This window comes from Actinomyces sp. AC-20-1, from assembly GCF_023369555.1.
GTDB lineage: Bacteria > Actinomycetota > Actinomycetes > Actinomycetales > Actinomycetaceae > Actinomyces.
In genome coordinates, this window is the sequence record NZ_JACJVC010000009.1 from 31444 (window position 1) to 57236 (window position 25793).

The 25793-nt window shown below is 70.1% G+C and carries 21 protein-coding genes; 4 read left to right on the forward strand and 17 right to left on the reverse strand.

Features of this window, described 5'->3' with window-relative positions; translation table 11 throughout:
• Positions 1-7: 7 nt before the first annotated feature.
• The gene (locus H6X67_RS06865; RefSeq protein ID WP_250707982.1) at positions 8-430 is read right to left on the reverse strand and encodes a winged helix-turn-helix transcriptional regulator; all 423 of its coding nucleotides are present in this window, start codon (positions 428-430) and stop codon (positions 8-10) included.
• A 97-nt stretch (positions 431-527) separates the two neighbouring features.
• Here H6X67_RS06865 and H6X67_RS06870 point away from each other — a divergent pair, with 97 nt between their 5' ends.
• Positions 528-1148 carry an NAD(P)-dependent oxidoreductase gene (locus tag H6X67_RS06870; RefSeq protein WP_249369327.1) on the forward strand — a complete coding sequence of 207 codons (621 nt, stop codon included), beginning with the start codon at positions 528-530 and terminating at the stop codon, positions 1146-1148.
• Positions 1149-1274: 126 nt separating this feature from the next.
• Positions 1275-2093 carry a PfkB family carbohydrate kinase gene (locus H6X67_RS06875; RefSeq protein WP_249369325.1) on the forward strand — a complete coding sequence of 273 codons (819 nt, stop codon included), beginning with the start codon at positions 1275-1277 and terminating at the stop codon, positions 2091-2093.
• 358 nt (positions 2094-2451) lie between these two features.
• On the opposite strand, the gene dnaB is transcribed toward H6X67_RS06875, so the two are convergent.
• A complete protein-coding gene (dnaB, locus tag H6X67_RS06880; RefSeq protein WP_283251343.1) occupies positions 2452-3993 on the reverse strand; it encodes a replicative DNA helicase in 1542 nt (513 codons plus the stop codon).
• 485 nt (positions 3994-4478) lie between these two features.
• On the opposite strand from dnaB, the gene H6X67_RS06885 reads away from it, so the two are divergent.
• The gene (locus H6X67_RS06885) at positions 4479-5888 is read left to right on the forward strand and encodes an MATE family efflux transporter (RefSeq protein ID WP_249369331.1); all 1410 of its coding nucleotides are present in this window, start codon (positions 4479-4481) and stop codon (positions 5886-5888) included.
• A gap of 183 nt (positions 5889-6071) precedes the next feature.
• On the opposite strand, the gene H6X67_RS06890 is transcribed toward H6X67_RS06885, so the two are convergent.
• The 6 genes from H6X67_RS06890 to H6X67_RS06915 all read right to left on the reverse strand — a co-directional run bounded on the left by H6X67_RS06890 (position 6072) and on the right by H6X67_RS06915 (position 11565).
• Entirely contained in the window at positions 6072-7067 is a 996-nt protein-coding gene (locus H6X67_RS06890) for a hypothetical protein (RefSeq protein WP_249369714.1), read from the reverse strand.
• Between the two features lie 318 nt (positions 7068-7385).
• Positions 7386-7841 (reverse strand): 50S ribosomal protein L9, encoded by a 456-nt coding sequence (rplI, locus tag H6X67_RS06895; protein WP_249369716.1) that lies wholly within the window; start codon positions 7839-7841, stop codon positions 7386-7388.
• A gap of 15 nt (positions 7842-7856) precedes the next feature.
• Positions 7857-8093 (reverse strand): 30S ribosomal protein S18, encoded by a 237-nt coding sequence (rpsR, locus tag H6X67_RS06900; protein WP_166858113.1) that lies wholly within the window; start codon positions 8091-8093, stop codon positions 7857-7859.
• A gap of 90 nt (positions 8094-8183) precedes the next feature.
• On the reverse strand, positions 8184-8747 hold the full coding sequence (locus tag H6X67_RS06905; RefSeq protein WP_249369718.1) for a single-stranded DNA-binding protein: 564 nt from the start codon (positions 8745-8747) through the stop codon (positions 8184-8186).
• 27 nt (positions 8748-8774) lie between these two features.
• The gene (gene rpsF, locus H6X67_RS06910; RefSeq protein ID WP_166858109.1) at positions 8775-9062 is read right to left on the reverse strand and encodes a 30S ribosomal protein S6; all 288 of its coding nucleotides are present in this window, start codon (positions 9060-9062) and stop codon (positions 8775-8777) included.
• Between the two features lie 208 nt (positions 9063-9270).
• Complete coding sequence (locus H6X67_RS06915) at positions 9271-11565, reverse strand: transglycosylase domain-containing protein (RefSeq protein WP_249369720.1); 2295 nt, start codon at positions 11563-11565, stop codon at positions 9271-9273.
• A gap of 254 nt (positions 11566-11819) precedes the next feature.
• On the opposite strand from H6X67_RS06915, the gene H6X67_RS06920 reads away from it, so the two are divergent.
• On the forward strand, positions 11820-14675 hold the full coding sequence (locus H6X67_RS06920; RefSeq protein ID WP_249435487.1) for a cation-translocating P-type ATPase: 2856 nt from the start codon (positions 11820-11822) through the stop codon (positions 14673-14675).
• Positions 14676-14726: 51 nt separating this feature from the next.
• Here H6X67_RS06920 and H6X67_RS06925 read toward each other — a convergent pair whose 3' ends face one another.
• The 9 genes from H6X67_RS06925 to H6X67_RS12000 all read right to left on the reverse strand — a co-directional run bounded on the left by H6X67_RS06925 (position 14727) and on the right by H6X67_RS12000 (position 25680).
• Complete coding sequence (locus H6X67_RS06925) at positions 14727-16382, reverse strand: glycoside hydrolase family 53 protein (RefSeq protein WP_249367746.1); 1656 nt, start codon at positions 16380-16382, stop codon at positions 14727-14729.
• A 46-nt stretch (positions 16383-16428) separates the two neighbouring features.
• A complete protein-coding gene (locus H6X67_RS06930; RefSeq protein ID WP_249367745.1) occupies positions 16429-17568 on the reverse strand; it encodes a glycoside hydrolase family 53 protein in 1140 nt (379 codons plus the stop codon).
• A gap of 4 nt (positions 17569-17572) precedes the next feature.
• Positions 17573-18406: a sugar ABC transporter permease gene (locus H6X67_RS06935; protein WP_249367744.1), complete on the reverse strand. Its 834-nt coding sequence runs from the start codon at positions 18404-18406 to the stop codon at positions 17573-17575.
• Positions 18407-18411: 5 nt separating this feature from the next.
• Positions 18412-19779 (reverse strand): carbohydrate ABC transporter permease, encoded by a 1368-nt coding sequence (locus H6X67_RS06940; protein ID WP_249367743.1) that lies wholly within the window; start codon positions 19777-19779, stop codon positions 18412-18414.
• A gap of 46 nt (positions 19780-19825) precedes the next feature.
• Entirely contained in the window at positions 19826-21145 is a 1320-nt protein-coding gene (locus tag H6X67_RS06945; RefSeq protein WP_249367742.1) for an extracellular solute-binding protein, read from the reverse strand.
• Between the two features lie 271 nt (positions 21146-21416).
• A complete protein-coding gene (locus H6X67_RS06950) occupies positions 21417-22250 on the reverse strand; it encodes a MerR family transcriptional regulator (RefSeq protein ID WP_249367741.1) in 834 nt (277 codons plus the stop codon).
• A gap of 50 nt (positions 22251-22300) precedes the next feature.
• Positions 22301-23311: a LacI family DNA-binding transcriptional regulator gene (locus H6X67_RS06955; protein WP_249435488.1), complete on the reverse strand. Its 1011-nt coding sequence runs from the start codon at positions 23309-23311 to the stop codon at positions 22301-22303.
• Between the two features lie 78 nt (positions 23312-23389).
• A complete protein-coding gene (locus H6X67_RS06960) occupies positions 23390-24334 on the reverse strand; it encodes a sugar ABC transporter permease (protein WP_249367739.1) in 945 nt (314 codons plus the stop codon).
• Positions 24334-25680 carry a carbohydrate ABC transporter permease gene (locus H6X67_RS12000; RefSeq protein WP_249367738.1) on the reverse strand — a complete coding sequence of 449 codons (1347 nt, stop codon included), beginning with the start codon at positions 25678-25680 and terminating at the stop codon, positions 24334-24336. The genes H6X67_RS06960 and H6X67_RS12000 overlap by 1 nt, the downstream gene beginning before the upstream one ends.
• Positions 25681-25793 lie beyond the last annotated feature (113 nt).

Sequence of the window (25793 nt, forward strand, 5' to 3'; positions counted from 1 at the left end):
GGAGGGCTTAGAGCCGCTCCGTGCGGTTGCGGGCAGGGTCGGGCCCTGCGGCGGTGTGACGCTCGTCGTGGTGCTCGCGGTGGGCGAGGACCTCGGCGGCGTGGGCCTCGGCCCAGTGGCGCAGCGCGGCCACGGGCTCGGTCAGGCTCGCCCCCAGGGCCGTGAGGCGGTAGTCGACGCGCGGCGGGACGCCGGGGGTCTCCTCGCGCAGGACGAGCCCGTCGCGCTCCATGGAGCGCAGCGTCTGGGTGAGGACCTTGGCGGTGACGCCTCCGACCCGTCGGCGCAGGTCGGTGAAGCGCAGGGGTCCGTCGGTGAGGGCGACGACGACGAGAGGGGTCCACCTGTCGGCGACGTGCCGCAGCACCGTGCGCGAGGGGCAGGCGGGGGACATGAGGTCGAAGTCGTAGAGACTGGCTTCGCGTGTCACAGCACACCTTCTAAGTTTCCTTGAGGTACTTGGTATCCAAAACATACCATCCGATGCGGCCGGCACCCGCCGGAAGATCAGCGCACCAGGAGACAGCATGAACATCACCGTCATCGGCGGCACCGGCACCACCGGGTCGGCCGTCGTCGCCGAGGCCGCCCGCCGCGGCCACACCGTCACCTCCGTCAGCCGCTCCGGCACCCGCCCCGACGGCGCCCGGACCGCCGTCGCCGCGGACCTGGCCGACACCGACGCCGTCGTCGCCCTTGTCAACGACGCCGACGTCACCGTCATCGCCGTCTCCCCCGACCGCGCCGGCGGCCCCACCCAGCCGACGGTGGACGCCTTCGCCGCCCTCATCAACGCGCGTCCCACCGGCCGGCTCGTCGTCGGCGGTGCCGGCTCGCTCCTCGACGAGCAGGGTCAGCGCCTGGTCGACTCCCCGTCCCCGGCCTTCCTCGAGGAGTGGAGGCCCGAGGCCCTGGCCCTCGCCACGGTCCTCGAGCTCCTGCGCGAGGCGGGTGACGCCCTCGCCTGGACCTTCGTCTCCCCCGCCCCGATGTACCCGGTGGCCGAGGCAACGACGGGCCGCTACGCCGTCGGCGCTGACACGCCGGCGGGTGAGCGGCTGTCCGCCGCGGACCTCGCCCTCGCCCTCGTCGACGAGGCGGAGCGCGACGCCCACCGCGGGGTGCGCTTCACCGTCGCGAGCGCCTGAGGCCGGCCGCCGGGCCAGCTAACCGCCGACCTGTCACTTATTGCTAATTTCGCCCAAATTAGCAATTGGCGACAGTTGTGGGTGCCGTGTTTGCGCCGGGCCCCGCGCAGGGGCACGCTTTACCCCATGACCAGCATCGACAAGTCCCTCCCTCCCATCGCCCTCGCCATCGCGGGGACGGAGGCCTCCGGCGGCGCCGGCGCGCAGACGGACCTCAAGACCTTCACCCAGCTCGGCGTGTACGGCTGCGTGGCTCTGACCTGCATCGTCTCGATGGACCCCGCCCACGACTTCAACCACCGCGTCGTCGGCGTCGAGCCGCAGGTGATCCTGGACCAGGTGGAGGCCTGCGTGGGGGTCAACCCCCGCATCGACGCGGTCAAGATCGGCATGCTCGGCTCCCTGCCGACGATCGACGCCGTGGACCGGGCGCTCGAGACCCACGGCTTCACCAACGTCGTGCTCGACCCGGTGCTCGTGTGCAAGGGCCAGGAGTTCGCTGAGGCCAAGGCCGTCGACGACGAGCTGCGCGCCCGGATCCTGCCGCGTGCGACGATCGCCACCCCCAACCTCTTCGAGTCGGCCACACTCGCCGGCATGGAGGAGATCACGACCGTCGCCCAGCTCAAGGACGCGGCCAAGCGCATCCACGACCACGGTGTGCCGAACGTGCTGGCGAAGGCCGGACCAAGCCTCGGCACCGGCACGGCCCTCGACGTCTTCTACGACGGCACGAGCCTCGAGGTGCTGGAGACGGAGGTCGTCGGCAACGTGCGCGTGCACGGCGCGGGCTGCACGCTCGCCGCAGCGGTGACGGCCGAGCTCGCCAAGGGTGCGACGCCGCTCGAGGCGGCCGTGACGGCGAAGAACGTCGTCAACGCGTCCATCGGCATGCGCGGGAACATCCCCTTCACCTACGTCTGGCAGGGCTGGTACCAGGCCTGAGACCCGGCGGGCCGGGGCGCAGCACCGGCGGGCCGGGGCTGGCACGGCGCACAGGCTCAGCCTGAGGCGCAGCGCCAGCCCAACCGGGACGCAGCGTCGGCGGGGCCGGGGGCCGTACCGGGCGGCACACGCGCGCAAGGACAACCTGCCCGCGCAAGGACAACTTATGCGCACCAGGACAACCTGCCCGCGCAAGGACAACCTGTGGGCGTCATCTACGTTGTCCTGGTGGCAGCAGGTTGTCCACCCACGCTTAAGTTGTCCAACCGGAAGCACGTTGTCCGAGCCGGGCGGGGCATCAGCCGGCGCCCCACTCACCGCGCCGGCTCGCACCCAGTGCACCGGCTCGCGCCCCCGCTCAGTACTCCGGCTCGGCCGGGGCGATGTCGCGGGCCATGTTCGCGAAGCGCGACAGGTGGCCCTGGAAGGCGACCGGGATCGTGCGCGTCTGGCCGTTGCGGTGCTTGGCGACGATGATGTCGGCCTCCCCGGGCCGGTCCTCCGGCTGGTAGTACTCCGGCCGGTGCAGCAGCATGATGATGTCCGCGTCCTGCTCCAGCGAGCCCGACTCACGCAGGTCGGACATCTGCGGCTTGTTGCCCGTGCGCTGCTCGGGCCCACGGTTGAGCTGCGCCACGGCGATGACCGGGATCTCGAGCTCCTTGGCGAGCAGCTTGAGCGAGCGTGAGAACTCGGAGACCTCCTGCTGACGCGACTCCACGCGCTTGCCCGAGCTCATGAGCTGCAGGTAGTCGATGACCATGAGACCCAGGTTGTGCTGCTGCTTGAGGCGCAGCGCCTTCGAACGGATCTCGGGCATCGTGAGGTTCGGGGAGTCGTCGATGAACAGGGGCGCCTCGCTCACGGGGTTGTAGGCGAGGGCGACGTCCGTCCAGTCGCGGTCGTTCATCTTCTTGCCGCCGCGCAGCTTGGTCATCTCGACGCCGGACTCGGCGGCCAGCACGCGCATCATGAGCTCGCTGCGGCCCATCTCGAGGGAGAAGTAGCAGGAGGTGATGGCCCGGCCGCTCTCGTCGCGCGAGTGGATCGAGGCCGAGCGGCAGATGTCGACGGCGAGCGTGGACTTTCCCATGGCGGGGCGCGCCGCGATGATGATCATCTGCCCGCCCTTGAGGCCGCCGGTGAAGAGCTCGTCCAGCTCGATGAAGCCCGTGGGCACGCCGAAGGAGGCCCCCCGGTCCTGGGACTGGCCCGCCTCGATCTCGAGGTTGGTCTCGTTGAGGAGCTGTCCGACGGCGATGTAGTCCTCACGGTCGCCCTCGCGGTGGGCGACGGCGTAGACCTCGGCCTCCGCCATGGTGACGAGCTCGTCGATGTCGCCGGCGTCGGTGGAGAAGCCGAGCTGGGTGATGCGCGTGCCGGCCTGGACGAGCCCGCGCATGAGGGACTTCTCCTTGACGATGCGCGCGTAGTAGGCGGCGTTGGCGGCGACCTGGACGCCGGCGATGAGGTCGGCAAGGTAGGAGGCGCCGCCGACGATCTCGAGCTCGCCGCGCTTGGACAGCTCGTCGGCGACGATGAGGGCGTCGGCCGGCTCGGAGCGGTTGTAGATCTCGACGATGGCGTCGAAGATCATCTCGTGCGCGGGCTTGTAGAACTCGGGCCCGCGCAGGACCTCGATGACGTCGGTGACGGCCTCCTTGCTCATGAGCATGCCGCCGAGCGTGGCCATCTCCGCGGCGAGGTCCTGTGGGGGGACCCGGTCGAAGACGCCGTCGAAACGGGCTCCTCGGGCGTCGCGGCGGTCGTTCCTGTCGTGCGCGTCCCGACGGCGACCGCCCCAGTCCTCGCCGCCGGCACGGGTGCCGGCCGTGTCCGGGTGGGTGGGCTCATAGGGAGGCTCGTAGGAGGGGGCGGCCCCTGGGTCGATGTCCGTCATGCGCTCCTCCTCGCCGGTCCGTGGACGCGGCGGGGGTCGTTCCCCACACCGTCGCTCAGGTCCCGTGCGCGCGCACGATAGCCATCGTCGGGGGCACGGGCAAACGCTCGGGCACAGGGTCATGTGGACAACGCGGGAAGGCCTGTGGACCGGTGGGCCGGTCCTGTGCCCGACACGCTCACCGCATGTGGATAACCGTGTGACGAACTCGCATGACGAGAAACACGCAACGTACTGATCCTTGGAATCTCAACGTTCTCATGGTCTGGATGGAGGTTCCTGCGCGGCCGGGGCAATCTGTGGACAAGTCCGTCCGCCTGTGGACGCACCTCAACCCGTCCCTGAGGTTCGGGCGCTCGCGCACGGTTGTCCCCAGCCCCGCCGGCGCGTGAGACACTGACCGCCCCCGACCCGTGGAGAGACCCGTGCCGCCAGCACCCTCAGGACCGCAGCCCCAGGACAGCACCGCTCCGGCCACCCCTCCCGTGGTCCTTCCCGCACGCGCGCTCGACCGGCGCATCCTGTCCCTCGCCGTCCCCGCGCTCGGCGCGCTGGTCGCCGAGCCGCTCTTCGTCATCATCGACTCCGCGATGGTCGGGCACCTGGGCGCGACGAGCCTGGCCGGCCTGTCCCTGGCCTCGACGGTGCTCACCACCGTCGTCGGCCTGTTCGTCTTCCTCGCCTACGCCACGACGGCCACCACCTCCCGGCTCTTCGGCGCCGGCGACCGCGGGGGCGGTCTGCGCGCCGGCGTCGACGGCCTGTGGCTCGCGACGCTTCTCGGGGCCGCTGCCGCTCTCCTGCTGTGGTCCACGGCCCCCTGGGTCACGGGTGCGCTCGGGGCCGACGGCGAGGTGGCGCGCGCGTCGGTCGCCTACCTGCGCGCCTCCGCACCGGGTCTGCCCGGCATGCTGCTGGTCTTCGCCGCCACGGGGACCTTGCGCGGGCTGCTGGACACGCGCACGCCCTTCGTCGTCGCCACGGCCGGGGCGGTGCTCAACGTGGGCCTCAACGCGACCTTCCTGTACGTCGTCGGCATGGGGGTGGCGGGCTCGGGCCTGGGCACGGCGATCACCCAGACGCTCATGGCGGTGGCGCTCGTCCTGCCGGTGGTGCTCACGGCCCGCACGCAGGGCGTGAGCCTGGCACCGCGGTGCACGGGGCTGGGGGCCTCGCTGGGGGCCGGCGCCCCGTTGCTCGTGCGCACGCTCACGCTCCGGGTCGCGGTCCTCGCGACCGTGTGGGCGGCGACGGCGCTGGGCGAGGTTCCGCTCGCCGCCCACCAGGTGGTGACCTCCCTGTGGACCTTCACCGCCTTCTGCCTGGACGCGCTGGCGATCGCGGCGCAGGCGCTCATCGGCACGGCCCTGGGGCAGGCGGACGCCGCGGCGGGCGGGGGCCGGGTGGAGGACGGGGCCGAGCCGCTGCCGGCAGGCTCCGGGCAGCCGGCTCCTGTTCCGTCACGTGAGCCGTCGCTGCCGATCGACGCGGTGCTGCGCCGGTCGCTGGCGTGGGGCGTGGGAACCGGTGCGGTGACCGGTGTCCTCCTGGCGGCGCTGAGCCCGTGGCTGCCCCGGGTGTTCACCTCGGACCCGCAGGTGGTGGCGGCGGTGGCGCCGGTGCTGCTCGTGACGGCCTCGGCGCTGCCGGTGGCGGGCGCGGTCTTCCTCTTCGACGGCGTGCTCATGGGTGCGGGTGACGGGGTGTACCTGGCGAAGGCGGGGGTCGTCACGCTCGTGCCGTACCTGCCGCTGGCTTTGGCGGTCCACTCCAGGTGGCCGGCGGGTGGCGCCGCGGGCCTGGTGTGGTTGTGGGCGGCCTTCGCGTGGGTGTTCATGGGCGCACGGCTGGTGACGACGGGCCTGCGCGCCCGCAGTGACGCGTGGCGCCACTGAGTGCTCCCTCCCCTCCCGCCCCCTTCCCCGCCTTCTTCCAGCCTCCGCCCCGCCCCCGCGAGCTCGAGGGTTACGTGCCGAGTTCGAGTGCTGAGACCTCGAGCTCAGCACGCAACCCTCGAAGTCGACACTGGGTGAGGGCGTGATGGCGGGTTCAAGGCCGGTGCAGCCGGGACGCCCCCGCTACCGCCACAGGTCGGCCACGGGCCTCAGCCCGGCGGCTCCGGGAGGAAGCAGCGCCAGCAGCCGCGTCCTCAGTCCGCGCTGGTCGCGCAGGTCCGCCCAGGTCACGTGCAGGCTCCGCCAGCCCATCCTCGCCAGCGTGTCCCGGCGCCGTTTCTCGCGCCACAGGCTGCGCTCGTCCCGGTACTTGAGCTCCCCGTCGAACTCGAGGTAGGCCCGAGCCTCGGGCCAGGCGAGGTCCGGGAAGAACACGTCCACCGACTCCTCCACCTGGATCCCCATCTGAGGCACCATGGCAGGCATTCCCAGAGCGGCGACGAACCAGCGCAGGACCGACTCCCCGGGGGACTCCGCCCACGCCGAGGCGATGGCCACCACGGCCCGTGCCCGGCGCGCGCCGCGCCTGCCCGGTTGCGCGTCAATGGCGGCCCGAGGCGCACGCACGGCCTTGGCGACGCGCTCCTCGCTGGAGACGCGCCGGTAGCGCTCGGGACGGGCCAGCGCGCGCAGCGCGGAGTCGACGACGCACACCGACTCGCGTGCGGGCAGGTCGAAGGCGCAGTCGACGGCGGTGCGCAGCAGGCTCGTCACCGCGAGGCCGCCGACGACAGTGATGTCCTCCTCCGGGACGGACAGCAGGCGACGACGCATCCGCACATCCTGGCGACCGACTGGCACCGCGGGGAGGAGCTGCACCGTCCGGTTCGGCCGTGACCGCATGACGAGGCTGACATCCGGCTCCTGCGCGCGCACCACGAGGCCGTGGACGAGGGCGGCGGACTCGTGGCTCAGGCACCGAGCGGACGGAACGTGCCACGACGCCGCCACGCACCTGGCCAGGCTGACGTCGTACCTGGCCTGCCAGGGCTCGACGGAGGTCAGGTCGCGGTCGGTGTAGAGGCCGCGCATGAGACGCACAGGGTGTGCCATCGCCGTCGGCGGGCGGTCGGCACTGACGACGACCGGCAGGGCCGGCGGCTGCGGGTATCGCTCCATGGATGCGAGCCTGCTCGCACCGCGGGCCTCGGGCCACGCTGCTGGTACCCACCTGTGGACAGCGCGCGCGGCGGGAGCGCCTGTGGAGCCCGGCGCACCCGTGCTCCTGCTCTGCCCCTGCCCGCGAGCTCGAGGGTTGCGTACCGAGTTCGAGGGTTGCGTGCCGAGTTCGAGGTCTCAGCACTCGAGCTCAGCGCATAACCCTCGAACTCGGCAACATGGGCGGGCAGGAGACGACCGCACCAGCACGCGCGGGAGCCCGCCACCGCGGTGGTGGCGGGCTCCCGCGTGCCGTCGACGACGGCGAGTCAGCAGCGCTCAGCGAGCGGCGACGACGTTGACCTCGAGGGGGGCGACGACGTCGGCGTGCAGGCGCACGGAGGCCGAGTGGCGACCGGTGGACTTGATCGGGGGGATGACCTCGATCTTGCGGCGGTCGAGGACCGGGCCGCCCGCGGCCTTGACGGCCTCGGCGAGCTCGGCGGTGGTGACGGCACCGAAGAGGCGGCCGTTGGCGCCCGCGGTGGCGGTCACGGTGACGACGTTCTCCTGCAGCCAGGCGCGACCGGCCTGGGCCTGCTCCAGCGACTCGATGGTGCGCTTGCGGCGAGCCTCGGCCATCTGGTCGATCTGGCGCTGGGCGCCCTTGGTCCACGGCGTGGCCAGCTTGCGGGGGACGAGGTAGTTACGGGCGTAGCCGTCCTTGACCTCGACCACGTCGCCGGCGGAGCCGAGCTTGGTCACGTCGTGCGTGAGGATGAGCTTGGTGGTCATGTCGGTGTCCTCCGATCAGCGAGCAGAGCTCGAGTAGGGCAGCAGGGCCATCTCGCGGGCGTTCTTGACGGCCTTGGCGATCTTGCGCTGGTCCTGGACGGAGACGCCGGTGACGCGGCGGGCGCGGATCTTGCCGCGGTCCGAGATGAACTTCCGCAGGGTGGCGGTGTCCTTGTAGTCGATGGTGCCGACCCTGATGGCCTTGACCGGGCCGAGCTTCTTCTTCGGCTTACGAAGCTGAGGCTTCGCCATAGTGGTGCTCCTTGGTCCGAGCGCCCGGGGCGCTCATACGAGATAGGGGGTGTGGGGCGCTGCGCGCGGGCGCGGCGCCGAGGGGAACGATCAGAACGGGGGCTCGTCGCCGAAGCTGGTGGCACCGCCCGTGGCCCACGGGTCGTCCGTGGCACCGCCGGAGGGGGCGTTGTAGGAGGCCTGCTGGCCGCCGTAGCCGCTGTTGCCACCACCCTGGTAGCCGCCCTGTGGGGCGCCGCCCTGGTTGTAGCCTCCGCGGCCGCCACCCTGGTAGCCGCCCTGGCCGCCACCCGTGGTGCGGGTGACCTGGGCCTTGGCGCGCCACAGGGACGGGCCGATCTCGTCGACCTGCATCTCGACGACGGTGCGCTGGGCGCCCTCACGGTCCGTGTAGGAGCGCTGCTGCAGACGGCCCTGGGCGATGACGCGCATGCCCTTGTCGAGGCTGTCGGCGACGTTCTCCGCCATGTCGCGCCAGGCCGAGCAGCGCATGAACAGCGTCTCGCCGTCCTGCCACTCGTTCGCCTGGCGGTTGAAGGTCCGCGGCGTCGACGCGATGGTGAAGGACGCCACCGGCGCGCCGGAGTTGGTGTAGCGGATCTCCGGCTTGGCCGTGAGGTTGCCGATGATCGTGATGACGGTGTCGCCAGCCATGCTCGTCTACCGTTCCCCGTCCGAGGCTCAGGCCTCGGGACGCAGCAGCTTCGTGCGCAGGACGGACTCGTTGAGGCCGAGCTGGCGGTCGAGCTCCTGGGCGATGGCCGGCGTGGTGGTCATGTCGACGACGACGTAGAAGCCCTCGGACTTCTTCTTGATGTCGTACGCAAGACGGCGCTTGCCCCAGACGTCGACCTTGTCGACGGTGCCCCCGTTGCTGGGAACGACCTGCAGCAGCTTCTCGAGAGACGCGGCGACGGTGCGCTCGTCGGTCTCGGGCTCGAGGATGATCATGATCTCGTAGTGACGCATGCTTGGTACCCACCTCCTCTGGTCTGTGGCGGTCACGGTCTTTCCGTGACAGGAGGGTGATGCGTGAACCGTGCCGCGCGAGCGGGTGCCCGACGGCGCAGCCAGGTCACGACCCTACCGGAGGGCCCGGGGCGGGGGAAAGGCGAGGGGCCGCCTCGACGCGTGGGATCCAGCACGCCGACGACGGCCCCTCAGCTCCCGGGGGAGGCTACCCCGCGCCCTGGGTGGGTCCGGCTGTGGCCTCCTCCTCCGGCTGCTGCGTCGCCACCGTCTGGGTCGGCTCCTGCGCGGGCTGCGTCGGCTGGGCGGGCTGGGTGGGCTGCTGGGGCTCGGCGGGCGTCTCGGTGGTCGGCGCCTCGGTGGGCTCCTCGGTGGGGACCTGCGTCGTCGCCTCCTCGATGGGCTGGGCGGTGCCGTACAGGCCACCGCGGTAGTAGGAGCCCTCGGTGCGGTCGGGGAAGTCCACGACCGGCAGGTCCGCGAGCGCGGTGGCCATGTAGTCGGTGAAGATGTCGGCCGGGTAGGTGGAGCCGGTGATCTCGTCGTACTCGCCCCAGGGGGTGATCGACTCCTCCGAGCCGTCCGCGCCCGTCTGGTACAGGGTGACGGCCGTCGTGACCTGGGGGGTGTAGCCGACGAACTGGGCGGACTTGTTGTCCGACGACGAGCCGGTCTTCGCGGCGACCGGGCGGTCGAGCTCGAGGGCCGTTGTGCCAGAGCCGTACTCGACGACCTTCTGCATCGCGTAGGTGGCGTCCGCCATGACGCCGGTGTCGAAGACCTGCTCGCCGTCCGTGGAGGGCTGGTAGGCGACCGAGCCCGCCGAGTTCGTCACCGAGGCGACGATGTGGGTGTCGTGGCGCACGCCCTGCGCGGAGAAGGTCGCGAAGGCGGTGGCGATGTCGATCGTGTGGGGCGAGGCGGAGCCCAGGACGTTCTGGGCGTAGGCGTCCAGGCCGATGGTGTCCTTGGGGTAGCCGGCGCGCACGGCGACCTCGTTGGTGACCTCCGCGCCCAGGTCGCGGTTGAGCTGGACGTAGGAGGTGTTGATGGAGAAGGCCGTCATCTTGATGAGGTCCGACCACGAGTAGGAGACGTCGCCGTAGTTCCTGAAGGTGTTGCCGTCGATCTCCATGGGGGAGGCGCCGCTGTAGCCGTTGACGAGGGTCGCGCCGTTCTCGAGGGCGGCGACGAGGGCGAAGGGCTTGAAGGTGGAGCCCGCCTGGGCGACGGCGTCGGTGGCGGCGTTGACCTGGTTGGTGAGGTAGTCGGAGCCTCCGTAGAGGGCGAGGATCCCTCCGGTGGCGGAGTCGACGGACACGAGGGCGACCCTGAGGTTCTCGGAGTGGCCCTCGGGGAGGTTGTTGACGGCGGCGACGGCGGCGTCCTGGTCCGTCTTGTTGATGGTGGTGACGATGGTGTAGCCGCCGGTGTCGATCTGCTCGGCGCTCAGGCCGGCGTCGGCCTGGAGCTCGGCGCGCACCATCTGCAGGAGGTAGCCGTTGGGGCCGCCGTAGACCTCCTCGGCGTCGTTGGCGATGGTCTCGGGCATGACGGCGGCGTCGCGCTCGGCCTGGGTGATGTGGCCGTCCTCGAGCATGAGGTCGAGGACGCGCTCGAAGCGCGCGGCGGCCTGCTCGGGGTCGATGGCGGGGTCCCAGGCGCTGGGGGCGGGCAGGATGCCGGCGAGCAGGGCGGACTCGGCGACGGTCAGCTCGCTGGCGGGGTGGCCGTAGAAGGCCTGGGAGGCGGCCTCGATGCCGTAGGCGCCACGGCCGAAGTAGACGGTGTTGAGGTAGGAGCCGAGGATCTGTTCCTTGGGCAGCTCGCGGTCGATCTTGATGGCCATGATGGCCTGCTGGAACTTGCCGGCGTAGGAGCTGGTGGTGTCGACGTAGTAGTTCTTGATGTACTGCTGGGTGAGGGTGGAGGCACCCTGGGTGGCACCGCCGCGCAGGTTGTTCCACAGGGCGCGGATGATGCCCTTGGGGTCGACGCCGCTGTTGGTCCAGAAGGTGCGGTCCTCGCTGGCGACGACGGCGTTGCCGACGTGCTCCGGCAGGGTCGTCGTGTCGATGATGGTGCGGTCGACCTCGGCGAAGGTGCCCATCTCGGTAGCGCCGTCGGCGTAGTAGACGGTGGTGGACTGGGCCTGGGCGAACTCGCTGGGCTCGGGGACCTTGATGACGCTGTAGGCGACGATGAAGGTGGTGGCCAGGGCGGCGACGAGGAGGAGGAAGGAGCCGAGGAGGAAGCGCCAGCCGGGCAGCCAGCGCATGACGGGGCCCTTGCCGGCGCGGGGGTAGTTGATGAGGCGGCGGCGCCCGGTGGGGCGGCCCTTGGCGGCGGCGCGGCTCCTGGCCGGTGCGCTCCTGGCGGGCCGACGGCGGGTGGCGCGCCCGCTCCTGCCGGTGCGGGAGGTCCCCTTGCTGCTGCTCCTGGCCGCGTCGGCCAGGCGTCGTCCGGTGGGGCGGCCGCCGCTGCTCGCGCTGGTGTCTGCCACGCACTCCTCGTTTCCGGTCGGGTCCGCGGCCCTGCGACCGCGTGAGTGCCGTCCAGTATGGCGTCCGTGGGCCGGAAGGGACAGGACGCACGTCACGGGAAGCGCCTGGGGACCGCCCGTGCGGACACCATGCGCCCGCCGTGCGGCCGGGTGCACGGGCCCTGCACCACCCGCCCGGGATCCTCCCACCCCCGGGCGCCTGCCGACGGCGAAAGCAGGTGACACCCGCCCGCCGCGTCCGCCAGGGTGGGCCCATGACGACCCCACCCACCGCCCCCTGGAGCGAGGCCGCCGAGACGGTCGCCTCCGCCGTCGGGACCGACCCCACCACCGGCCTGAGCCCCGAGGAGGCCGCGCGCCGGCTCGCCGCCGACGGCCCCAACGAGCTGCCCTCGAAGCCGCCGGTGCCCGCTTGGCGGCGCCTCCTCGCCCAGTTCCAGGACCCGCTCGTCTACCTGCTCATCGCCGCCATCCTCATCTCGGCGGCCGCCTGGGTCCTCGAGGGCGCCCACGGCGTGCCGGTGGACTCCCTCGTCATCCTGGCCGTCATCACCCTCAACGCGGTCCTCGGCTTCGTCCAGGCGGACAAGGCGGCCGACGCCGTCGCCGCCCTGTCCGCCATGACCAAGGCCCGGTCCACCGTCCTGCGGGGCGGCAACCGCGTCCTCGTGCCCTCCAGCGAGCTCGTCGGCGGCGACGTCCTGCTCCTGGGCGAGGGCGACCAGGTGGGGGCCGACGCGCGCCTGACCCAGTCGGCGGCGCTGCGCGTCATCGAGTCCTCCCTCACGGGTGAGGCCGACGCCGTCTCCAAGACCGCCGACACCGTGGACGCGGGCACGGACCTCGCCGACCGCACCTCGATGGTCTACCGCGGCACCTCCGTCGCCCAGGGCACGGGCCGCGCCGTCGTCACCGCCACCGGCGCGGGCACCGAGATGGGCGCCATCGCCCGGATGCTCGACTCGGTGGAGGAGGAGCCCACGCCCCTGTCGCGCGAGATCGCCCAGATCTCCAAGATGCTCGGCGTCATCGTCGTCGTCATCGCCGTCGTCACCGTCGCCACCCTGCTGCTGCTCGCGGACGACCTCACGAGCCACACGGTCATCGACGCCCTCCTGCTGGGCGTGTCCCTCGCGGTGGCCGCCGTGCCCGAGGGCCTGCCCGCGATCCTGTCGGTGGTGCTCGCGCTGGGCGTGCAGCGCATGGCCCTGCACCAGGCGGTGGTCAAGAAGCTCACGAGCGTGGAGACCCTCGGTTCCGCCTCGGTCATCTGCTCGGACAAGACCGGCACGCTCACCCGCTCGGAGATGACGGTCCAGGAGGTCGTCACCCTCTCGGGCGACGCCGTCGTCACCGGTATCGGCTACGTGCCCGAGGGGGAGGTCTCCCCCGACGCCGACGGCGACGGCGCCCCCGACGTCGAGAGCCTCGCCGGTGACCAGCTCGCCGAGGTCACGGTGGTGCTCTCCGGCGGTGCCATGGCCTCCGACGCCGAGCTCGCCGCCGACGAGGGCGTGTGGTCCGTCATCGGCGACCCGACCGAGGGCGCCTTCCTCGTCGCGGAGCGCAAGCTCGGCACCGACGGTCACCGTGAGGGCCGCTTCGAGCGCGTCGGCGAGGTCCCCTTCACCTCCGAGCGCAAGCTCATGAGCGTCATCTACACCGACGCCCACCACGAGGGGCGGATGACGATCATCTCCAAGGGCGCCCCGGACGTCCTGCTCGAGCGCTGCACCCGCGTGCGACGGGGCACGGGCGAGGAGGAGCTGGGCGACGGCGTGCGCCGCCACTTCACCGACTCCATCAGCGCGATGTCGGGGAGGGCGCTGCGCACCCTCGGTGTCGCCTCGCGCCTGCTCACCGCCGAGGAGACTGCCGCCGTCACCCAGGCGCTGGCGGACGGCGGGGACACGGACTTCTCCGACCTGGAGCACTCCCTCGTCCTGGCGGGCGTCGTCGGGATCATCGACCCGCCGCGCCCCGAGGCTGCGGACGCCGTCGCCGAGGCCCACCGTGCGGGCATCCGCGTGCTCATGATCACCGGTGACCACCCGGCCACCGCCGGTCGCATCGCCGCGGACCTCGGCATCGCCGAGCCCGGCGCGCAGGTGCTCACGGGCCGCGAGCTGACCGACATGGACGACGAGGCCCTGAGCGGGGCCGTGGCGCGCACGAACGTGTACGCGCGCGTCGCCCCCGAGCACAAGATGCGCATCGTCGCTGCCCTGAAGTCCCAGGGCCACACGGTCTCCATGACGGGCGACGGCGTCAACGACGCCCCGGCGCTGCGCCAGGCGGACATCGGCGTGGCCATGGGCATCACCGGCACGCAGGTGACGAAGGAGGCGGCCACGATGGTCCTGGCGGACGACAACTTCGCCACGATCGTCGCCGCCGTCGCCGAGGGGCGGCGCATCTTCGACAACATCAAGAAGTTCCTGCGCTACCTGCTGAGCTCGAACATGGGTGAGGTCATCACCGTCTTCGGCGGCGTGGTGCTCGCCGGGGTCCTCGGGCTGAGCGACCACTCGACGTCGGGCGTGGTGCTGCCGCTGGTGGCCACCCAGATCCTGTGGATCAACCTCGTGACCGACTCCGGTCCGGCCCTGGCGATGGGCGTGGACCCGAGCGTGGAGGACGTCATGGGGCGCGCACCGCGCAAGCCCACGGACAGGGTCATCGACTCCTCGATGTGGGCGGGCGTCATCATGATCGGTGCGGTCATGGGCCTGGCGACGCTCACGACCCTCGACATCTTCCTGCCCGGTGGCCTCATCGACATCGCCGGGACCTCCGTGGACGACCTCACGACGGCGCGCACCGCCGCCTTCACCACCCTGGTGCTCGCCCAGCTGTTCAACACGGTCAACTCCCGCTCGGAGAGCGTGTCCGCCTTCAACCACCTGTTCGTCAACCGCTGGCTGTGGGCCGCGATCGCGCTGGGCCTGGTGCTCCAGGTCGCGGTCGTGGAGGTGCCGCTGCTGCAGGCGGCCTTCTCGACGGCGTCGCTCGACCTCACCCACTGGGCGGTGTGCGTGGTGATGGGCTCGCTCGTCCTGTGGTTCGACGAGCTGCGCAAGGTGGTGCGCCGGGCCCGCGCCCGGGGCTGAGCCCGGAACTGAGTGAGGGACCCGGGAGGGGCCTTTCGCACGCCGTCTCACCTACTGCTGAGCGAACACTCTCACGTCATCGACGTTGATCCAGTTTCCCGGTTGGGCGTCCGAGTAGAAGCCGATCTCGAGCTTTCCGGACGAGACACGCAGGTCCTCGATCGCGACGCGCGTCCACACTCCTGGTGACTGCGGCAGAGCCACCTGCCGCTCAGATCCTCCGTGGCGCTTGGCGTACATATAGGCCGCGTTCTGCCCGCCGGAGCACAGGACCCACGCCTCGACTCGGTAGGTCCCGGCCGCTACCCCCGAGAGCACCTGGTAGTTGGAGACGACGTAGGCCGAGTCCTTCCAGTGCGTCAGCTTGTAGTCACCACGCACCCCGGGCGCCGAGACGAAGGACGCGTCATTGTCCGTTCCAGGAGACCATCGCCCCCACCCGGAGGGGACGCTCGTGTAGCCGTCCTTCTCGAAGGATCCGTTCGCAAGGATGTTCGTCGGACTTGGTTCGCCCAGAACCGTCATGGTGGACAGTGGGTGCCCATCGAAGTCGAAAAGGGTCTGGTTGTCCCACGGGTTCCCGAGGACGCCACCGTCGTCATTGTCCCTCTTCCCGGCCTCCGTCCCCCAGTAGGCGCCTGGGACCGGCAACCACGCAGGTTCCCACCACACGTATCCGAGACCGTGCCCGTCCGGGACCGCCGCGATGAGATCACGAAGATCTCGCAAGTAGGCCGTCTGCCCCTCAACCGTAGCCGGATAGCCACCCGCTGCTTCCTCCTTGGTGTAGAAGGAGTCGGTGATTCCATCACCATCCTCAAGCGTCCATCCGTATGCTGTCTCGACAATGAGAATGTCTTTCGCGTACCGGTTCACCAGGTCATTCAGGTTCTCTTTCAGCTCTCCCATGCTCCGGTGCCAGAAGGGGTAGTACGACAGGCCAATGACATCGAAGTCAACACCCTCGTGAACGACGCCGTCGAACCACCACCGGTAGAGCGCGTTGTCTCCGCCCATGTCCAGGTGGAGGATCTTCTTCACTGCGTGATGGGGACCAAGAGCTTGATCCATCCCCTCGAATCCTGCTGAGAGAAGGGCACCCAAGCCAGAGAAGTCATCGATTCCTCCGCCGACGCGACCATCCGGCCAGAGGATGCCCGAGCTGATCTCGTTACCCATCTGGACCATTGCAGGGCGGACACCATGTCGCCCCAGCTCCACAAGGGAGTCATACACGTGCGATCGCACAGCCTCCTGCAACGGCTTCCCTGAGAGGCCACGCCATGCCTTCGGCTTGGTCTGTGTCCCGGGATCCGCCCACCAGTCCGACAGGTGGAAGTCCAAGAGCACGTCCATTCCAGCGCTCTTGGCACGTTGTGCGAGGGCGATGGTCCGAGCAAGGTCATTCGTTCCACCTCCGTACGCCTCGCCGTCCGCGGTGTAGGGATCGACCCAGAGCCTCAGGCGAACCAGGTTCGCACCCGCACCGGCCAACGTTCTCACAGGATCTGCGATATTCCCGTGGCCGTCGTAGAACCGTCCTCCTTTTTCCTCAACCTCGAGCAGCATCCCAAGGTCGACCCCGCGGAACCTGAGACCTGTCTCAGCCGCGTGTGCCGACGGCGTCAACAGTCGTGAGCCGAGCAACGCACCCGCTCCAACCAGAGTCAAGGCTTCGAGACAATCCCGTCTTTTGATCGTCACCATCGTCGTTTTCCTCCTCATTGAGTACGAGTGACCGGTCACGTGAATGTCAGGGGCGGAACGCGCCCCAGGCAGGCAGCGCCCGGCCGTCGCGGTCGAAGAGGGCCTGGTTGGCCCACGACGCCCCTGCGGGTGCGACGTCGTCGCTGTAGGCCATGCCCGCCGGCGAGGCCCACGACGTGCCGGGCACCGCGACCCACGCGGGCTCCCAGTAGACGAAGCCGAGACCGAGCCCTCCGGGCACTGCCGCCACGGCCTCGCGCAGGGCCTCGAGGTACGCGGCCTGCCCCTCGGGGGTGCCGGGGTAGCCCCCCGCCTGGGCGAGCTCACGGGAGAAGACCAGCGTCCGGTCCCCGTCCTCCCTCGGCGCGTAGCCGTAGGCGGTCTCCAGGACGATGAGGCCCTTGCCGTAGCGCTCGGCCAGGAAGGCCAGGTTGCTCGACAGCTCCGCCAACGGACCGTGCCAGAACGGGTAGTACGACAGGCCGATCTCATCCGTGTCCAGCCCTCGCGCCAGCGCGGCGTCGAACCAGTCCCGGTACATGCCCAGGTGGCCACCCTGGTCGAGGTGGGTGACCAGGAGGGCCTCGGGCAGCACCCTCCGGGTGGCCTCCCCTCCCGCCCTCAGGAGCGGCACGAGGGCGTCGAAGGCCCGCTCGACCTCGACGGCTGTCCCTCGACGGCTGCGTGCGGCGTCGTCGTAGTGCGGAAGCCGGCCGTGGGGCCAGAGCATGCCGTTGGTGATCTCGTTGCCGACCTGGACCCTGGCGGGACGAGCCCCCGCCTCCACGAAGGCGGTCAGCACCCTCTCGGTATAGGTGCCAACCTCCTCACGCACCTCACGGTAGGACAGCCCCTCCCAGCCGCGGGGCAGCTGCTGCTTGCGCGGGTCGGTCCAGAAGTCGGAGTAGTGCAGGTCGACCATGACCTGCATACCCAGCGACGCGGCGCGCGCGGCGATCGCGGTGCTGGTTCCCAGGTCGTTGCCACCGCCCAGGTAGCCGCGGCCCTCCGCGTCCCGGGGGTCCACCCACACGCGTAGACGGACCAGGTTGACGCCGTGACGGTGGGCGACGGTGAGCGCGTCCGCCTCCTCGCTGTCGTCGGTGAATGCCGCTCCGCAGCGCTCGACCTCGATGAGGCTCGAGGGGTCGATGCCGCGGACCTGCAGGCCGCCGGTGGTGCTCATGTGGTCATCCCTTCTCCCCACCGACAGTGAGGCCGGCGATGAGGTGCTTCTGGAGGGCGATGTAGAGGATCGTGATCGGCACGGCCACCAGGACGGCGCCGGCGGCAAAGGACGTGAAGTCGTTCCTCGTCGGGTCGCTGACCATGGCGAACAGCCCGATGGCGACGGTCTTCTTCTCCGGGCTGGAGATGAGCAGCTGCGGCAGGACGAAGTCCATCCACGGCACGGCGAACTGGGTGACGGCCACGAAGGTGAGCATGGGGCGGGTCAACGGCAGGATGATCATGCGGAAGACCTGTACGCGCGACGCTCCGTCGATGAGGGCCGCCTCGTCGAAGCTGAGCGAGATGTTGTCGAGGTATCCCTTGAGCAACCAGGTGTTGTAAGGCAGCTGTGCCGCCACCGACACCACCACGAGTCCCATGAGCGAGTCGAGCAGTCCGAAGTTGAGGAACAGCATGTAGACGGCGATCGCCGTGAGGAATGAGGGGAAGACCTGCAGCACCATCATGACCACGAGCCCCACCTTCTTCCCCCGGAAGCGCATGCGGGAGAAGACGTAGGCGTTGAAGGCGGACAGGGTCGTGCTCAGCACCGAGTTGGCGGTTGCCACGAGGAGGGAGTTGAGGTACCACCGCGGGTAGTCCGTGCCGCCGAGCAGGTCGCGGTAGTTGTCCAGGGTCGCTCCCGAGGGGATGGGGGTCGCGTTCGCCAGGCCCTTGGTGGGTCCGAAGGACGCGCCGATGATCCACATGAGCGGATAGATCACGGCCGCTGCGACGACCAGGAGCTCCAGGTGGATGAGGCCAAGCCGCAGCCACCTTCCGGTTCTCGCCAAGCGGTTCATCGTTCCGCCCCCTCAGTCATGGCGTTGCGCCGCAGGCTCCACGTGGAGAAGGTCCCGACGATGACGAAGATGAACAGGGACATCACCGAGCCGATGTTGTACATGCGGTTGTCGAGGGTGAGCTTGTAGAGCCAGGTGATGAGAAGGTCGGTGCTGCCCGCGTAGGTGTAGGCGGAGCTCGCCGGCCCTCCCTCGGTGAGGAAGTAGATCACCCCGAAGTTGTTGAAGTTGCTCACCAGGCTCATGAGGACCAGCGGTGCGGTGGCACGGTAGACGATGGGCAGCGTGATGTAGCGGTGCGCCTGCCAGGGCTTGGCGCCGTCGATGTCCGCCGCCTCGTACAGGCTCTTGTCGATGTTGGTCAGCGTTCCCGAGATCAGGGCCATGAAGTACGGGAATCCCAGCCAGAGGTTGAGCAGGAGGGCCACCGCCCGTGCCAGGTGTGGCTGGCTGGCGTCGGTGAACCAGTTGACCCGCTCATCAGTAAGGCCGATGTCGACCAGGAACCTGCTGACCGGCCCGAACTGGCCGTTGAACATCGATCGGAACACGAGTGCCGAGACCATCGCCGGTACCGCCCAGGGCAGGATGAAGATGCTGCGCCACATCTTCGGGAACAGGACCCCTCGGGCATTGATGAGCAGCGCCTGGAGGAAGCCGAAGAGGTAGGTGGTCGCGGTGGCGAGCACCGCCCAGGACACGCTCCACGTCAGGACCCCGAAGAACGTCCTCGCCCAGGTCCCGACGGCGAGGACCTTGCCGAAGTTCTCGAGCCCGACCCAGGAGACGAGCTCAGCAGGAGGGGTGTGGTTGCGGTCGTAGCTGGTGAACCCGATGAGCACACCGAAGACGATGGGCAGGACGGAGACGAAGAACAGGAGCAGGACCGACGGCACGAGCATGACGTAGGCGGTGGTGCCGTTGAGCGTGTCCCGCACCCACTGCCTGCTGCTCTGCGGGGCCTGGCCGTCTCGCAGGCTCCGTGCGACGGTGAGCGCGTCGCGCACTCCCCACCACCACACCGCGGCGCACAGCAGGAGCCCGAAGGCCGCGATGAGCCCCTGGGCGAGCAGGGCAATCGAGTGGTCTCCCTCGCTCAGGCCCGCCAGGGTCATCGCGCGCGGCTGGGTGCCGAGCGTCACCAGGCCCCACAGGCCGTGGACGATCCATCCTCCGTTGGCGCGCGGGCTGTAGCCCTCGGGCCCGATGAGGTAGTGCCCGGTGACCACCTCGGAGACGACGACGAGCACCGCCAGGAGGAACCAGCCGGCCCCCTTGGCGGGCTGCCGGTTGATGACCTGGCCACTGCCGGGCAGGACGGCGCTCGCCACGGCGACGGCACCGGGCCGGATCCTCCCGCTCACTGCTGACGACTCCTTCGTCTCCACCGCACGCGCCCTTCCCCGCCTGTCAGCTGGCGAGGGCCCGCAGCTCGTCGTAGGAGGCGGCCGCCCGCTCCTGGGTGGCAGGGATCTCCTGGATGCCGTCCCAGACGGTGGAGACGAGCTCGTCACCCGCGGTGTACATGTACTCGGGGATCTCCTTGACGAAGTCGGCCTGCTGCGCCTGGGAGAGCACCCCGGCGACGCGCTCGTCACCGCCCAGCCCGGGCACGTCCGCGAGGTTGTCCTCCGTGAGGGCGGGAATGGCTCCGACGGAGGAGTAGAGCGCCTCAGCCCCTTCCGCGGAGGCCAGGAAGTTGGCCAGCACGCGGGCTGCGGCCGGGTACGTGGAGTAGCCGGAGACCACGCCGACGGCGAGGCCCGCGAAGGAGGCGGCCCTCTGCCCGCCGTCGATCATGGGCAGGGTCGTCACGCCGTACTCGAAGCCCTGGGCCTCGGCGGCGGCGTCGAAGTCGGAGAAGACCCAGGGGCCGGTGATGACGTAGGGGGTCTGGCCCTTGATGAACTCGTTCTCGATGTAGTCGTAGGTGGCGTCGGCAGAGTTGACGTCCCAGATCTCGCGGAGGCTCTTGTAGTACTCGAGACCGTCGGTCATGGTGGTGGCGGTGAGGTCGGGGTTCGCGAGGTCCCCGTCCGGGTAGAGGTGCCATCCCGCGGAGGACAGGACGCAGTAGGCGTAGTAGATCTGGCCCGCGAGGAAGCGGATCGTCCAGCGGTTGGCGGCCTTGTCGTTGTAGGTCCGCGCGAGCTCGATGATCTCCTCCCAGGTCGTGGCCGGCTGGTCCGACCCGGTGAGCTCCTTGAGGAGGGTCTTGTTGTAGAACAGCGCGATGGACTCCGTGGAGACGGGGACCCCGTAGAGCTCGCCCTCGCGCTCGACGATGGAGGTGAAGCTGTCACCGCAGCGAGAGCGGATGCTGCCGGCGTACTCACCCATGGGCCCGGCCAGTGACGAGGAGACCGCCTGGGCGAGGTCGTCGAAGTTGGTCATGTAGACGTCGGGTCCCGTGCCCGCCTCTCCGTCAAGGGACATCCTGTCGACGGCGTCGACCTTGGCCACGATCTCGTAGTCGAGGACGGTGCCGGGGAACTTCGCCTCGAAGGCCTTCTTGAGCGCCTTGCCGTACTCCTCGTACTCGACCCAGATCCTGAGGTGGGCCTCGCCGCTGGCGACGGCCTCCTCCAGGACGTACTCCTGGGTGTCGGCGTCCCAGACCGGGTTGTCGGCACTGCCGGCACCCGCGTGGCTCTCGGGGGAGGAGCAGGCCGCCAGGGCGGCGGTGAGTGCTGTCAGTCCTGCGGCTGTGAGCGCGTGTCGGCGGGACATGGCACAGCTGCTTCGGCGGGGACGCTCGATGCTCATGAGGATCTCACCCTTCTGTCGGCCGGGGCGGCTCCCTCCTTGGAACCGCACTCCCACGACCTGTGATCGATCCCAATCATCGACGCGACCTTACCCTCGTGTCAACCGCTGAATCGATGAGATTTCCCGGACGGACGCCTCTACCGACGAGATCACAGAATGGGACCGTTCACAATACTGGGGCGGCGCAGGGAGGTGATCCCCCTACGCCGCCCCAGCGCCTACCGGGTGCGTCTCACTCCCAGACGGCGGTGACCGGGTCCACCCCGTGGACGGTGGCGTTGGCGTCGATGACCTCCTTGAGCCAGGAGGCCAGGCCCGGCTCGAGCGCGTCGTAGTGCGCGGCGAAGCGCGGGTCGCCGACGTAGCCGCGTGCGAGCAGGACGTGCTTGGCGGGCGTGACGTCGAACCAGGTGAGGCTCGCCCGGTGCTCCTCGGCCAGGGCGTTGGCCCGCTCGCTTCCGGGGAGCACGCCCTCGCGCTTGGCGGCCGCGAGCGCCCGCTCAACCTGCTCGACGCGCGCCCTGGCCGCCGCCCGCTCCTCGGGGCCCTGTGCCGCCTGGCGCTCGGCCGAGGCCTTCCAGTCGTCGGTCTGCCCCCAGCGCTGCTCGGCCTCCGCCTCCCAGGCGGGGTCCCAACCGGTGCCGAGGCTCTCGGCGCGCTGCTCGGGTGTGGTGCTCATACGGGCCTCCTTGTCTGTGAGCTCCTCAACCGCGCGGACCATCCGCTGCAGCCTGGCGATGCGGTCCATCAGGAGCACGTGCTGGCGCTCGAGGTGCTCGAGCGCGCTCGTGCCGGGCTCGTCCAGGAGCTCGCCGATACGGGCGAGCGGCATACCGGTCTCCCGGTAGACGAGGACCTGCTGGAGGCGGGCGACGTCGTCGGGCGAGTAGAGCCGGTATCCGGACCAGGTGCGGCCCGACGGCGTGACGAGTCCGAGCGCGTCCCAGTGGTGGAGGGTGCGCACGGACACCCCGGCGAGGCGCGCCGCCTCGCCGACGGTCAGGTCCTCGCGGGCTCCGGGGGTCTCGCCGTCCTGCACGCGCTCAGCATCCCAGTGGTGTCTCACGGGTGCGAGCCTGGGGCCTGACGCCGCGTGAGGGTCAAGCGGGTGAGTGCTCAGTCCCCGGTGGACCCGCGCACGACGAGCTCGACCGGGACCGTGACCGTCGCCCTCACGCCGTCGTCGATCCCCGCCACGAGTGCGGCGACGAGCTTGCGGCTGATGACGTCGAAGGGCTGACGGACGGTGGTCAGGGGCGGGTGGGTGCGCTGGGCGGGCTCCGAGTCGTCGAAGCCGGCGAGCAGGATGTCCTCGGGCACGCGCAGCCCGCGTGCGCGCAGCTCGTCGAGGACCCCCTCGGCCATGACGTCGCTCGCCGCCCACACGGCGTCGACGCCGTCGGTGCCGTCCAGCAGGTCGGCGGCCAGGGCGCGCCCGCTGCTGCGGGTGTAGTCGCCATGGCGGACGCTGCCGTCGACCAGCCTGTCGCCCACGGCCTCGCGGAAGCCGGCCAGGCGCAGGGTCCCTCCGGGAGAGTCCTCGGGGCCGACGATGGCCACGACACGGCGCGCCCCCCGGTCGACGAGGTGCTGGCCCACGAGCCGGCCGCCCTGGTGCTCGTCCGCGGTGACGTACGCGACCCGTCCCGCGGGGGCGGCGGGCTCACCGCAGTTGACGAAGGGCACGCCCGTGGTGGCCAGGGCCTTGAGGGTGCTCGTGTGGGTGCTGGCGGCGACCACTCCGGCCACCGCCCCGGAGCGGATGAAGTCGAGGGTGCGCTCGGTCTGCCCGCCCCCGCCGGCGAGGAGCAGGACCATCGGCATGCGCCGGGCGGCGAGGCAGTCCGAGACCTGGGAGACGATGACCTCGAAGTTCGGGTCGGAGAAGAAGGCGGCCGGGGAGTCGTCGACGAGGAAGGCGACAGTGTGCCCGCGTCCCGTGCGCAGCTGCCTGGCGGAGGCCGAGGCGACGTAGCCGGTGGACTTGATGGCCTTGAGGACGGCGTCACTGGCGTCCTTCGAGACCCACTTGCCCCCGTTGAGCACCCGCGAGACGGTGCCGCGCGAGACACCGGCGACGCGGGCGACGTCGGAGATCGTGACCCTCTGGGTGGTCCTGGTGACCATGGTGACGACGGCTCCTCCCAGGCTCGCGCACAGCACCGTGCGGGCGGGTGACGTCCCCGCCACGCCATGGTACGGCGCTCACTCCTTGACGGCGGCCCCCGCGAGCGAGGAGACGAGCATCTTCTGGGTCAGGACGAAGAAGATGACGAAGGGGATGGCCACGACCATCGCGCCTGCGGCGAAGCTCGTGAAGAAGTTGTTCTTGTCGGAGACGAAGGACATGAGGCCGAGCGCGATGGTCTGGTTCTCCGGGGAGCGCAGGACCATCTTGGGGAAGATGAAGTCCATCCACGGCTGGGTGAAGCTCGTGATGCCGAGGAACACGAGGATCGGTCTGGCGACGGGCAGGATGATCGTCCAGTAGACGCGCAGGCTCGAGGCCCCGTCCAGGCGCGCGGCCTCGTCGAGGGAGCGGGGGATGTTGTCCATGTAGGACTTCACCATCCAGGTCGTGTAGGGCAGGTTCCCGGCGAGGTAGACGAGCACGAGCCCCCACAGGGTGTCCAGCGCGCCGATGCGCAGCAGCACGACGTAGATGGCCACCATGCCGACGAAGGAGGGGAAGACGTTGAGCACGAGCAGGCTCATGAGGAAGGGCCGCTTGAAGGTGAAGGTGAAGCGGCTGAAGACGTAGGCGCCCATCGAGGCGAGGACCATCGTGCCGGCGGTGGTGAGCAGGGCGATGACGAGCGTGTTGAGGAACCAGCGCGGGTACTGCGTCTGGGTGAAGACGTAGGTGAAGTGCTCGGTGGTCAGGCCCGCGGAGAAGGGCACGACCGGCATGTTGGAGATCGACTGGCCAGGGGTGAAGGCGGCGGCGACCATGTGGACCACGGGCCACAGGACGATGAGCGCGACGAGGCAGAGGAACGTGGTCAGGACGATGGTGTTGACGAGCCTGACCGCGCGCGGGGCGCGCGGCTGCCCGACGACGTGGGCCGTTCGCCCGGTGCTGTGGGCCGCGCCCCCGACGTCGTCGAGGCCGGCGGGTGTGGCGGCCAGGGCCGCGGTGGTCTGCGCCATCAGAGATCGCCCTCCTTGTAGGACCGCGTCTGGCGGAAGTTGTAGATCGCGAAGGGTGCGATGACCATGAAGATCATGATGGCCAGGACGGAGGCGTTCTGGTACTGCTGCAGGTTGACCGTCAGCTTGTAGATCCAGGACACCATGATGTCGGTGCCCCCGGCTCCCGTGGTCACCGAGTCGGAGACGGTCGGGTCACCTCCGGTGAGGAAGAAGATCGCCCCGAAGTTGTTGATGTTGGCCGCGAAGCTCATGATGATGAGCGGCATCGTCTGGTAGAGGATGATCGGCGCCTGGATGCGCCGGAAGATCTGCCAGGACCCCGCTCCGTCGATCTTGGCCGCCTCGATGATGTCCGGCGGGATCGAGGTCATGGTGCCGGTGACGAGCAGCATGAAGTACGGGAACCCGCACCACAGGTTGATGAGGACGACGACGAGCTTCGCCAGCCACGGGTCGCTCAGCCAGGGGATCGGGTCCGAGATGAGGTGCATCGCCTCAAGCGTGCGGTTGACGGTGCCGAAGGCCCCGTTGAGCAGGTTGCGCCACACGAGCAGGGAGACGACGCCCGGGATCGCGTAGGGCAGGATGAAGACCGCCCGGAGGACGGGTGTGATGCGCAGGTGGGAGTTCTGCATGACGACGGCCATCACCATGCCTCCCGCGTAGCAGGTGGCGGTGGCCAGGACGGCCCACACGATGGTCCAGGCGAAGACGCGCACGAGGGCGCCGGTCCAGGCGGCGCTGCCGCCGAACATCCGGTGGAAGTTGTCCAGCCCGACCCAGTCGATGGTGGCGGCGGGCGGGATGTTGGCCGGGGCCGAGTAGTTCGTGAAGGCCACGAGCGCGGAGAACACGAGCGGCACGACGACGAGGAAGACGATGAGCAGGAAGGTCGGGGCGAGGCCGACGATGGGGAAGGCGCGGTTGGCGAGGTCGTTGAGGGGGCTGCGCCGGGCGGCGCCCACGGCCTCGAAGCCGTTGACGTTGACCTCCTTGACGGCCTGGCGCGCGGAGAGCACCGAGACCGCGTACATCGCGAGGAACACGGCGACCACGGCGATGACGGTGATGCCGTCGATGAGCATGAACAGGGAGTTCGGGCGAAGCTTGACGGGCAGGTGCGGGGCCGGGTCGCCGAGGGTGATGAGGTCGGCGATCTTGCCGAGCGTCACGGGCAGGGTGACGAGGAAGAGGACCTCGACCGCGGCGAAGAGCATGCCCTTGGGCCGCTGGCGCAGCACCGTGAGGTGCGCCAGCCCCATGAAGAGGAGGCTGAGGAGCCTCGCGCGCGACGGGTCGACCGTCTGCGGGCGCTCGAGGCGCCCGGTCTCGGTGGTGTCCACGGCTGTTGTCATCGGTGACGTCCCTCGGGAGTCGGGTGGGTGGTGGCCGGTGCCCGTGGGACGGGCCCAGTCGGCCTTCGCCCGCGGGTGCGGGCCGCAGGTCGTGGGGCCGG